Below are 12,271 nucleotides of genomic sequence, written 5' to 3'. Positions count from 1 at the left end.
TTGGATACTGAAGCGGTGCCCGCAGCCGCGAACGACGACGTCCATCCCGATCTGCGCCGCATCGCGCGAATTGCGCCCCGCAGGCTGACGGGTCCCCGACTACTGCCGCTGATGCGGCGCGCGACCGCGCTGATGGCACTTGGCCGGACGCCGCCCGGCGTCGAGGTGCTCACCCTGGCTTCGGGCACCGGCGTTCGCCTCTACCGGCCGGCGGGCGTCACCGAGCCGACGCCGGCGCTGCTGTGGATTCACGGCGGCGGCTATGTGTTCGGTTCGGCCAAGCAGGACGACGCCCTGTGTCTGCGGTTCAGCAGAGCGCTCGGTATCATGGTCGCCTCGGTGGACTACCGACTGGCGCCCGAGCATCGCTACCCCGCGGCACCGGAGGACTGCTATGCGGCCCTGACCTGGCTGGCCGCCCTGCCCGGGGTGGATCCGGAGCGGGTGGCCATCGGCGGGGCCAGCGCGGGCGGCGGACTTGCCGCGGCGCTGACGCTGCTGGCGCGTGATCGCGGTGCCGTTACCCCGGTGTTCCAACTGCTCGTGTACCCGATGCTGGACGACCGGAGTTCGTCGGCACCGCCGGACCCGAATCACCGATTGTGGGATCCGCGCGCCAACCAATTCGGCTGGACCTCCTACCTCGGCGGCGCGGATCCGGCCGTTGCAGTGCCGGCCCGGCGCGACGATCTGAGTGGCCTGCCGCCGGCGTGGGTCGGCGTCGGGACCCACGACCTGTTTCATGACGAGGACATCGAGTACGCGCGGCGACTGATCGATGCCGGCGTCCCGTGCCAGGTGGAAACGATTCCGGGCGCGTTTCACGGGTTCGACCTGATCGCGGCGAAATTGCCGGTGTCACAACAGTTTTTCCGGATGCAGTGCGATGCGCTGCGTCCGGCCCTGGCCGGTCACATCGCGAAGTAGACCAGCTCCCCCCGGATCAGCGTCGCGGCGACCAGCGCGGCGTCCAGTTCGGCCAGCACCACCTCCGGCGGCTCGGACAGCACGCACAGGTCCCCGGGTTCGCCGATCTCGACGGTGCGCGGCCGGTCCGGCCGATCCGACCAGCCCAGAAACATCGTCAAAGCCGTTCTCGCTGAAATACATTCGTCCCGGTTGAGCACCGCACCGCTGGGCGTGGTGCGCGACACCGCGGCCCGCATCGCCGCCCACGGGTCGCCGTCGCCGAACGGCATGTCGGTGGACAGCGCGACGGGAATGTCCGCCCTCAACAACGACGCCACTCGCCACAGCTGGTCTAGTTCGTGAGCGGGGACCTCGGCCAGGTACTGATCACCGCGCTCGGCAACGAAATTGGGTTGCGTCACCACGGTGACGCCGAGCTCGGCCAAGTCGGCCAGGTTGTCGGCGGGCACCACCGCGGCGTGTTCGATGCGGTCGAACGGATGGCTGCCGGCCGCGCGCAGGGCGGCGATCGTGACCACCAGTTGCGCCGCCGTCACGCAGTGCACGGCAACCGGCTGACCGGAGTGGTGCCGGTCGGCGATCCACTGTGTCAGGTCGTCCAGATCGAGGCGGTCGTCGTGCAGGATCTTCTTGCCGGGCACCAACACCCGCACGCCGGGCCGGAATTCGCCGCTACGGTGCGCCATCATGAGCGCCACCAGGCCTTCGACGTCCAGATCGGGTGTGGCGTCGGTGACTCCGGTGACGCCGGTCGCCGTGATGCGCCGGCTCAGTTCGGCCAGATCGGTTTCACGTCTCAGGGCCGGATCCTTCAGCGCCCGCGACCAGGGGTCGGCGCTGCGCAGCCGGCCGTCTGGATGACCGGCAAGCCCGACACGTCCCAAGGCCGCGGAGTTGAGCATCCACAACACCCCGCTGCGGTGCTGGACGCGCACCGGAACGTGGGACTGCACCGCGTCCAGGGCGGTCCGGTTCAATTCCCCGGCCACCGATTCGTGATAACCGACGGCGCGGATCCACCCGTCGGGTCCGGGCACGGCGTGCGAGAGGGCTTGCGCAAGTTGATCTTTGGTCCGCACGGCAGGTGGTCCGACGGACAACGAGTCCAGTGCTGCCGCCGCCGCGTGCAAGTGCACATGATGGTCATGCAGCCCGGGCAGGACGGTGCCACCGCCGGCGTCGAGCACACCTTCCCCGGCCCGGGGAGCCAGGCCCGGGCGCACTTCTTCGATCCGCGCACCCACCCGGATATCGGTGGCAGTCCCGTTCAACAGGGTGGCCCGCTTGATCAGCATGACGGGCAACGTCTTTGGGCAACCATCCGGCAAACCGCTTCGTTGTCGGCGCCCAGAGCCGCGGCCGGCGTGGTCATCGCGGGCGGCTCTGGCGCGAGCACCGGCCGGTCGGATCGCGATGGGCATGCCGGCAGCGCCGCGTAGCTCGCGGCGACCGCGGCCATGGCGATCTCGATGACCTCACCGCCGCCGCGGGTCAACGAGGCCAGGACCGCCGCGCCGGCCTCCAACCCGGCCAGCGGATCCGCGATGGCGTCGCCACAGAACACCGGGCCGGTGCCGACCAGTCCGCCGGCCACCGCGGCATCGTCGCCGAACGCCGGCCGCGCGGATTGCGCCCCGTGACCGGTGATCCGGACCCAGATCCGGCCCGCGGTGGGCGGCACGCCGTCAGGACCGAGGCGTCGGCGGGCCAACGCTTCAGGCCTCGATCCCTCGATGACGACGTCGGCGACCGCCAGCAGGTTCCGCAGCTCGTCGGACTGCCGGTCGAAATCCACGCAGTAGGACAGCTTTGCGCCGTTGACCCAGTCGAAGAATCCTTGGTCGCCGGCCCGCGTGCCATCGGGCCGGGTGGGGCTTTCCACCTTGACCACGGTAGCGCCGGCCCGGGCGAGCAACTGCCCGCACAGCGGGCCCGCCCACATCGAGGACAGGTCGGCCACCAGCAGTCCGGCCGGACCGTCGAACTGTCTGCGCGGCGCCGCCGCTCGGGTGCGCGGACGTGCCGCGGAGGCCTCCCCCAGGACGGCGGCGGGGATGTCGAGCAACGTCGCACGTTCGACGACCTGCTCGGCGGGCCGGCCCGCCGCCCAGCGATTCAACGCGGGCCACGGGTCCTTAGCGACGGTGTCGACCGACAGCAGGGCCGGGACGGCGGCGACATCGTCCGGGCGCGACAGCGTCAGTGCACACCAGCCGTCGCGAGCCGCGATCAAATGGGTGGCGCCGCCCGCCGACACACGTCCCGCCCGGCCCAGCCCGAGCAGCCCGGCGCGCCCGGTCAGCAAGGTGGCCGCGTCCGGAGCGAGCCGCCGGGCGTGCTCGAGCACGCTCGCGCGGGAGAAGTCGGGAGGTCCGCCAGGCTCGCCGGTCAGGTAGGCCAGCCCGCTGCGACCCCACTCGCGGGCGCCGTCGGTGACCCGCCGGGCCGGAACCGGACTCACCCCACCATGGTTGCTCGCGATCGCCGACCGGCCACGACGGGGGTGCGGAGCCTCAGCTGCCACAATGTGGCGCCGGCCACAGTATTGAAACCCTTCGGATGTGTTTGTGGCTTTTTGGCCGGAAGTCAGTTTGTTTTCGGCGGAATCCAGTTAAAGTCGTATCGGCTTAGCCGATCAACATGACCGGGGGACATCACACGACCTCTATGGTCGTGACCTAGCTAGTGGGCGGTTCCCATGTCGTACGTAATTGCAACGCCGGACGTGCTGTCAGGCGTCGCGTCGAATCTGACCGGGCTCGGGGTCACGCTGGAGCGGGCCAACGCGGCCGCGGCGGCATCCACCACCGAGTTGCTGGCGGCCGCGCAAGACGAGGTTTCGACCGCGATCGCCGCGCTGTTCGGCAACCACGGCCAGGTTTACCAGACCATCAGCGCGGAAGCCGCAGCCTTTCATGCGCGATTCGTTCAGGCCCTGTCGTCGGGCGCAGGCGCCTACACCGCGGCCGAGGCCGCCGCCGCGTCCCCGCTGCAACCTCTGATCGACCTGATCAACCTGCCCACCGAGACGCTGTTCGGTCGGCCGCTCATCGGTGACGGCGCCGACGGGATCGACGGGACCGGCGCGGCGGGCGAAGCGGGCGGCTACCTCTACGGCAACGGCGGCAGGGGCGGATCGGGTGCCGCCGGCTCGGCCGGTGGGGCCGGCGGCTCGGCCGGCCTGATCGGTCACGGCGGCGCCGGCGGGGCCGGCGGGCATTCGGCGACCGGAGCCGGCGGGTCCGGCGGCGCCGGAGGTAACGGCGGCTGGCTGTACGGCAACGGCGGCGCCGGCGGGGCCGGCGGCAGCAACACCGGCGGAGTGGGCACCGGCGGCCTCGGCGGGGTCGGGGGCACCGCCCGCCTGATCGGCAGCGGCGGCGCCGGCGGGGCCGGGGGTTCCAGCGTCAGCGCCGACGGAGCGGCGGGCGCGGCCGGTGGCGGCGGCGGCCTGCTGTACGGCAATGGCGGCGCCGGCGGGGCCGGCGGCACCGCTACCAGCACGGGTGCGGGCGGAGCCGGCGGAGCGGGCGCCAATGCCGGGTTGTTCGGCAATGCGGGATTCGGCGGCGACGGCGGCGACGGCACGCTGCTCGGCGCGGGCGGTGCGGGCGGGTCCGGCGGCAACGCCGTGCTGGGCATCGCTGGTTCGGGCGGGGCCGGCGGTGACGCTGCCGGGACCGGCGCCGGCGGGGCCGGCGGGATCGGCGGCAACGCCTGGCTGGTGGGCCTGGGCGGGCACGGCGGAGTCGGCGGAACCAGCGTCGGTGCGGACGCCGGCGCCGGCGGCTCCGGTGGGGCCGCGGCACTGATCGGTTACGGCGGCAACGGCGGGGCCGGCGGCAGCAGCTCGGGTGGCTTCGGCGGTGCCGGCGGCGCGGGAGCCGCCGGCGGGCTGTTGATCGGCAGCGGCGGGGTGGGCGGTAACGGCGGCGCCAACCTCGGCGGCAGCGGCGCCGGTGGGGCCGGCGGGGCCGGCGGCAACGCCTGGCTACTGGGCGAGGGCGGCTCCGGAGGTTTGGGGGCCAACAGCGCCGGCGGGGTCGGCGGTGCGGGCGGCGCGGGGGCCAATGGCGGCTTCCTGATCGGTACCGGCGGATCCGGTGGGCACGGCGGATCGACGACATTCCTCAATGGCGCCGCCGGCAACGGCGGGACCGCGGGCAATGCCTGGCTGTTCGGCCGGGGCGGCAGCGGCGGCAGCGGTGGCAGCAGCACCAGCGGCCTCGGCGGCAACGGCGCCGCCGGCGGCAACGCCGGGTTCCTGCTCGGCAACGGCTTGGCCGGCGGCAACGGCGGGACCGGTGGAGCCGGCGACGGCATCGGCGGCGGCGGCGGGAACTCCTGGCTGCTGGGCAACGGTGGTCACGGCGGAAACGGCGCGATAGGCGGCACCGCCGGGCGCGCCGGGTTCCTGATCGGCCACGGCGGTGACGGCGGCACCGGACGTGCAGGCGCCAACGGTGGCCTGCTGTTCGGCGACGGCGGCAACGGCGGTAGCGGTGGCGCCGAACTGCCCTCGGGCGGGGGCGCCGGCGGCCGGTCCTGGCTGCTGGGCAGCGGCGGTCACGGCGGTACCGGCAGCGCCGGGGTCAGCACCGTCGCCGACGGCAACGGTTGGGCCGGCGGCAACGGCGGCGCCGCGGGCCTGCTGTTCGGCTTCGGCGGCAACGGCGGCAGCGGCGGTGCCGGGTTGGTCACCATCGCCGGTTCCGGCCACGGCGGTGCCGGCGGCGCCGGCGGTGACGCCGGATGGATCTGGGGCGTCGGCGGAGACGGCGGGACGGGCGGCGCCGGTGGCAGCGGCACCTTCCTGGCCACGGCCGGCCACGGTGGCGCGGGCGGCAACGGCGGCACCGCGCGCATCTTCGGCACGGGCGGCAACGGCGGCGCCGGCGGCAGTGGTGGGGACCACAACGGGAGCACGGCGGCCGGGGCCGGTGGGCAGGGCGGCAATGCCGGCGGAAGCGGATTCATCTACGGCAACGGCGCGTCCGGTGGCGCCGGAGGAGCCGGCGGGGCCGGCGGGGTCGCCGCTACCGGCGGGGCGGGCGGCAACGGCGGTGTCGGCGCATCGACCTTGCTGCTGGGCAATGGCGGCAGCGGCGGCGCCGGCGGCGCGGCCGGCGACGGAGACAACGCTGCGGGCGCGGGCGCGGCCGGCGGCTTCGGCGGCGCCGCGGGCAACTCCGGCTTCATCTTCGGCAACGGCGGGGCCGGTGGCGCCGGCGGTGCCGGCGGCGACAACCTGAGCCCGCAGCCGGGTGGAGCGGGCGGCAACGGCGGCAGCGGCGGCAACTCCACCTTTATCGGCAACGGCGGCAACGGTGGCGGCGGTGGTGGCGGCGGCGCCGGAACTCCCGTCGGCACGACCGGAACCGGCGGCGGAGGGGGCCGGGGCGGCTTCTTCGGCCAGCCCGGGACGACCGGTTAGCCACTGGTATCCGATATCCGCCAGAACCATCCGACTACCGAAGCAAGCCGCGGTACTCTGCGTCATAACAAGACTCCAAGATGGTGCTCAGCCACCCGTCTGCGCTCATCTGGATAGTTTCAGAGTGGTGTGGGGCACCTTTTGGAAACTATTTAGATGCTTTAGCGGCTTTTTAGACTAAAGCCAGTCTGTTCTGCCCGGTTTCCGGCTATCGTTCGTATCGGCTTAGCCGATCAACATGACCGGGGGACATGCACACGACCTCTTTGGTCGTGACCTAGCTAGTGGGCGGTTCCCAATGTCATACGTAATTGCTTCGCCGGACGTGCTCTCGGCCGCGGCTTCGGATCTCGCCGGTCTCGGGGCCACGCTGGAGCGTGCCAACGCGGCTGCGGCGGCCTCCACCACCGAGTTGCTGGCGGCAGCACAGGACGAGGTGTCGACCGCGATCGCGGCACTGTTCGGCAACCACGGGCAGGCCTATCAGACGGTCAGCGCCCAGGCCGCCGAGTTCCACAGCCGGTTCATGCAGGGCCTGTCCAGGGGCGCGGGCGCATACGGCGTCGCCGAGGCAGCCAACACAGCACCACTGGCCGGACTCGAGCAGGCGGTGCTTGGGGTGATCAACGCCCCCACCCAGGCGCTGCTCGGACGTCCGCTGATCGGCGACGGAGCCAACGGCAGCACGCCCGGCGCGGCCGGCGGCGCGGGCGGCTTGCTGTACGGCAACGGAGGCGCTGGTGCCGCGGGCGCGGCGGGACAGGCCGGTGGAGCAGGCGGCAATGCCGGTCTGATCGGCAACGGCGGCGCCGGCGGCGCCGGCGGAGCCTCGACGACCGCAAACGGCGGCGCCGGCGGCGCCGGCGGCAGCGGTGGATGGCTCTACGGCAGCGGCGGTGTCGGTGGCGCCGGCGGCGCCAACCTCAATGGCCTCGGAACCGGCGGTTCCGGCGGCGCCGGCGGCCGGGCGTGGCTGATCGGTGCCGGCGGCACCGGCGGCGCCGGCGGCACCGGTGCCAACGGTGGCTGGGGCGCGGCCGGCGGCAACGGCGGATACCTCTACGGCGACGGCGGCACCGGCGGGGCAGGTGGCGGGAACACCAGCCCTACCGGCATCGGCGGGACCGGCGGCCGCGGTGGTGACGGATACCTGTTCAGCAATGGTGGCGCCGGTGGATCCGGCGGCGCCGGTCCGACAGTGGGCGGCCAGGCCGGGTTCGGCGGCCACGGTGGCCACGGCGGACTGCTCACCGGTGCCGGCGGCGCCGGCGGGGCGGGCGGCATGGGTGCCGCCGGCGGCGGCGGCGGAACGGGCGGCGACGCGGGATGGCTGTCCGGCGGTTCCGGTGGAGCCGGCGGCGTCGGTGGCATCGGCCAGACCGGGAACGGCGGCCTAGGTGGGGCCGGTGGTTCCGGCGGACTCTACGGCGCCGGCGGGGCGGGCGGCACCGGCGGTGCCGGCGCCGCGGCCGGCGGTACCGGCGGGCTCGGGGGCAACGCGGGCTGGCTGCTGGGCACCGGTGGCACCGGCGGCAGCGGTGGTGCCAGTGGCGCCGGCAACCCCGGCGGCAACGGCGGGGCCGGCGGCAACGGCGGATGGTTGTACGGCAACGGCGGCGTCGGCGGTAACGGCGCCAACGGTGGCGCCGGAAGTACCGGCATCAACGGGGGCACCGGCGGCCACGGCGGTGCCGGTGGCCGGGGCGGCCTGCTGTTCAGCGACGGCGGCAACGGCGGCAACGGCGGCATCGGCGGCAAGGGCGGTACCGGTACGCAGGGTGCCAACGGGATCGACGGCACCTATCCCAGCGGCAACGGCGGCGACGGCGGCGACGGCGGCACGGGCGCTATCGGCGGCAACGGCGGCAACGGCGGCGTCGGCGGCCGCGGCGGCCTGCTGTTCGGCGAGTCCGGCATCACCGGCCGCGGCGGGGCCGGCGGCGACGGCGGCACCGGCGGGATCGGCGGCAACGGCGGCCACGGGGCGGCGGGCAACGCCGCCAGCCCGAACGGCGGCAACGGCGGCAACGGCGGCAACAACGGCGTCGGTGCCGCCGGCGGCACCGGAGGATCGGGATCGATCGTCGGGGCGCACGGCAAGGCGGGTACCACGCTCACCGGCGCCGGCGGTAACGGCGGCAACGGTGGAGCGGGCTACGACGCATCGCAGGGTTCGGTGGCCGGCGCCAGCGGCGGCAGTGGTGGCAGCGGCGGGCACGGCGGCAATTACGGCAACGGCGGCGCCGGCGGCGCCGGCGGCAACGGCGCGGCCGGCAAGGCGGGCGTCAACGGGGTCAACGCGGGTGACAGCGGCACCAGCGGTGGTGCGGGTGGATCCGGCGGCAGCGGCGGAGCCGGCGGCAACGGCGGTTCGATTTCTGGCAACAGCGGCGCCGGCGGGACCGGCGGCAGCGGTGGCGCCGGCGGCGCCGGCGGGTACGGCGTCGACGGCAAGTCCGGCGCCGCCGCAGGTCAGGCGGGGCAGGCCGGTGGCAGTGGCGGCGACGGCGGGGCCGGCGGCAGTGCTGGGGCCGGCGGCAAGGCCGGCACGGTGCTGGGCAAGGGCGTCGCGGGCGCTTCGGGCGCAGGTGGCGCCGGTGGCGACGGCGGTGCGGCCGGGCGACCCGGCGACGGCGGCGTGGGTGCGGCCGGCGACGCCGGCCACATCGATGGCGCGGCCGGCGGTAAGGGTGGTAACGCCGGTACTGCGGGCACCGGCGGCAACGGCGGCCTCAACGGCAGTGGCATCGGCAGCGGCGCCAACGGCGCCAACGGCGCCGCGGTGGTCGGCCCGGCTGGCTCCGGCGGCGACGGCGGTGCGGGCTACAGCGCCACGGTTGCCGGCGGTGACGGCGGCAGCGGCGGCGCCGGCGGTGACGGCGGCAACATCGGCAACGGCGGTAATGGCGGCGCCGGCGGCAACGGCGCGGCGGGTAAGGCCGGCACCAGCGGCGTCAACGCGGGCGAGGGCGGCACCACCGGACTGGCCGGCGGCAGGGGCGGCGACGGCGGGGCCGGTGGCGCCGCGGGCGGCGCGGGCACACATGGCGGCGCCGGTGGGGCCGGCGGCCAGGGCGGCGTCGGCGGCAAGGGCGGAAGCGGTGTCAGCGGCTCCGACGGGGTTGCCACCAACGGCGACGGCGGCGTAGGCAAGGCCGGCGGCGACGCCGGCAGCGGTGGCACCGGCGGCGACGGTGGTAAAGGCGGGGCCGCGGGCGGAACCGGCCTCGGTGGTGCTGCCGGCTCGTCCGGTAGCGGTGGCGCGGCCGGCGCCGGCGGAGACGCCGGCCTGGCCGGCAAGGGCGGGATCGGCGCGGCCGGGGCCACCGGCACCACCGCCAGCAACGGCAACGGCTTCGCCGGCGGTGACGGCGGGGCCGGCGGCAAGGGCGGCGACGGCGGCAACGGCGGCATCGGCGGTGCAGCCGGCGCCGGTAGCGGCGGCAGCGCGGGGGCCAACGGTAATGGTGGCGCGGCCAGCAGTGGCGGCGCCGGCGGCGCGGCCGGGAGTGGTGGCGCCGGCGTCACCGGTGCCAATGGTGTGGCCGGCTCCAACAACGGTGCAGGTGTCGACGGTGGTGACGGCGGGGCCGGCGGCACCGGTGGGGCCGGTGGTGCCGGGGGCACCGGCGGTCAGGCCGGTGGACTGGGCGCCACCAAGGGCGCTGACGGCTTCGGCGGCCACGGCGGGGCCGGCGGCGGTGCCGGGACCGCCGGTGCTGGTGGGCGCGGCGCGGACGGGGTGAGCGGAGCCATCGATGGCGGGGCCGGCGGCCACGGCGGCGACGCCGGCGCGGTCGGCGCCGGCGGCCAGGGCGGTCTCGGACCCGCCGGCAACGGCACCGACGGCGCCACCGGCCTGGGCGCCAACGGCGGCCGAGGGGGTGACGGCGGCAACGGATTGGCCGGGGCGGCCGGCAGCAGCGGGGTGGACGCCGGGGACAGTGGCGGCGCCGGTGATGATGGCGGTCGTGGTGGTGCCGGTGGTGCCGGTGGTGCGGCCAGTGGGGGCGGTGTCGGTGGTGATGGGGGTGCCGGCGGTCAGGGTGGTGCCGGGGGTAAGGGCGGCAGCGGCCGCGACGGCAATAACGGGGTGGCCGGGCTCGACGAGTACGGCACCGGTGTCGGGGGCGGTCAGGACGGCGGTCATGCCGGGGCCGGCGGTAAGGGTGGCGATGGTGGGGCCGGTGGTGACGCCGGGTCTGGGGCCACTGCGGGCAAGGCTGGTGCCGGTGGGGACGCCGGGGCCGGTGGTGCTGCGGGCACGGCCGGTAAGGGCGGTGCCGGGGCGGCCGGAGCGGCCGGGGTGGCCGGGCAAGACGTTTACGGCACCGGCATCGGTGGCGGGCAGGCCGGCGGAAACGGCGGGGCCGGTGGTGACGGCGCCGACGGCGGGGCCGGGGGGTCGGCGGTGCGGCCGGCGTCGGTATCGGCGGCAGCGCGGGAACCAACGGTAATGGTGGCGCGGCCAGCAGTGGTGGCGCCGGCGGCGCGGCCGGTAGCGGTGGCGCCGGCGCCCTCGGCGCCGATGGTGTGGCCGGCTCCAACAACGGCGCGGCTGTGGCCGGTGGCGACGGCGGGGCCGGCGGCACCGGCGGCAGCGGTGGTGCCGGGGGCACCGGCGGTCAAGCCGGTGGACTGGGCGCCACGGCGGGCGCCGACGGCTTCGGCGGCCACGGCGGGGCCGGCGGCGGTGCCGGGACCGCCGGTGCTGGTGGGCGCGGCGCGGACGGGGTGAGCGGAGCCATCGATGGCGGGGCCGGCGGCCACGGCGGCGACGCCGGCGCGGTCGGCGCCGGCGGCCAGGGCGGTCTCGGACCCGCCGGCAACGGCACCGACGGCGCCACCGGCCTCGGCGCCAACGGCGGCCGAGGGGGTGACGGCGGCAACGGATTGGCTGGCGCCAACGGCGACAACGGCGTCAACTCCGCCAGCCCCAACGGCACCGGCGGCAGCACCGGCGGCAACGGCGGGGCCGGCGGCGACGGCGGCACCGCCAGCGGCACCGGCACCACCGGCGGCGACGGCGGAGCCGGCGGCAAGGGCGGCACCGGCGGCAAGGGCGGCTCAGGCATCGACGGCGGCAACGGCGTCGCCACCACCGGCGTCGGCGGCACCGGCCAAGCCGGCGGCAACGCCGGAGCCGGCGGCCACGGCGGCGACGGCGGCAAGGGCGGCAACGGCGGGGCCGGACCCACCGTCGGCAAGGCCGGTAGCGGTGGCGCGGCCGGCGCCGGCGGAGACGCCGGCCTGGCCGGCAAGGGCGGGATCGGCGCGGCCGGGGCCACCGGCACCACCGCCAGCAACGGCAACGGCTTCGCCGGCGGTGACGGCGGGGCCGGCGGCAAGGGCGGCGACGGCGGCAACGGCGGCATCGGCGGTGCAGCCGGCGCCGGTAGCGGCGGCAGCGCGGGGGCCAACGGTAATGGTGGCGCGGCCAGCAGTGGCGGCGCCGGCGGCGCGGCCGGGAGTGGTGGCGCCGGCGTCACCGGTGCCAATGGTGTGGCCGGCTCCAACAACGGTGCAGGTGTCGACGGTGGTGACGGCGGGGCCGGCGGCACCGGTGGGGCCGGTGGTGCCGGGGGCACCGGCGGTCAGGCCGGTGGACTGGGCGCCACCAAGGGCGCTGACGGCTTCGGCGGCCACGGCGGGGCCGGCGGCGGTGCCGGGACCGCCGGTGCTGGTGGGCGCGGCGCGGACGGGGTGAGCGGAGCCATCGATGGCGGGGCCGGCGGCCACGGCGGCGACGCCGGCGCGGTCGGCGCCGGCGGCCAGGGCGGTCTCGGACCCGCCGGCAACGGCACCGACGGCGCCACCGGCCTGGGCGCCAACGGCGGCCGAGGGGGTGACGGCGGCAACGGATTGGCCGGGGCGGCCGGCAGCAGCGGGGTGGACGCCGGGGACAGT

The 12,271-nt window shown here is 76.1% G+C and carries 5 protein-coding genes; 3 read left to right on the top strand and 2 right to left on the bottom strand.

What is annotated here, in order from left to right:
* Positions 1-15: 15 nt before the first annotated feature.
* The gene (locus tag JX552_RS02515; RefSeq protein WP_241010858.1) at positions 16-927 is read left to right on the top strand and encodes an alpha/beta hydrolase; all 912 of its coding nucleotides are present in this window, start codon (positions 16-18) and stop codon (positions 925-927) included.
* On the opposite strand, the gene JX552_RS02510 is transcribed toward JX552_RS02515, so the two are convergent.
* Positions 912-2,225, bottom strand: coding sequence for an amidohydrolase family protein (locus JX552_RS02510; RefSeq protein WP_205875940.1), 1,314 nt, complete (start codon positions 2,223-2,225; stop codon positions 912-914). The genes JX552_RS02515 and JX552_RS02510 overlap by 16 nt on opposite strands.
* The gene (locus JX552_RS02505; protein WP_241010857.1) at positions 2,219-3,391 is read right to left on the bottom strand and encodes a CoA transferase; all 1,173 of its coding nucleotides are present in this window, start codon (positions 3,389-3,391) and stop codon (positions 2,219-2,221) included. The genes JX552_RS02510 and JX552_RS02505 overlap by 7 nt, the downstream gene beginning before the upstream one ends.
* Positions 3,392-3,628: 237 nt before the next feature.
* Between JX552_RS02505 and JX552_RS33110 the strand changes: the two genes are divergently transcribed.
* Together JX552_RS33110 and JX552_RS02495 are read left to right on the top strand one after the other, a co-directional pair.
* Positions 3,629-6,364, top strand: a complete 2,736-nt coding sequence (locus tag JX552_RS33110; RefSeq protein WP_205875939.1) for a PE family protein — start codon at positions 3,629-3,631, stop codon at positions 6,362-6,364.
* Positions 6,365-6,662: 298 nt separating this feature from the next.
* A complete protein-coding gene (locus JX552_RS02495) occupies positions 6,663-11,102 on the top strand; it encodes a PE family protein (protein WP_205875938.1) in 4,440 nt (1,479 codons plus the stop codon).
* Positions 11,103-12,271 lie beyond the last annotated feature (1,169 nt).

The organism is Mycobacterium gordonae, from assembly GCF_017086405.1.
Lineage (GTDB): Bacteria > Actinomycetota > Actinomycetes > Mycobacteriales > Mycobacteriaceae > Mycobacterium > Mycobacterium gordonae_D.
The sequence above is the reverse complement of the archived record's forward strand: the minus strand, read 5'-3'. Positions and strand labels throughout refer to the sequence as shown.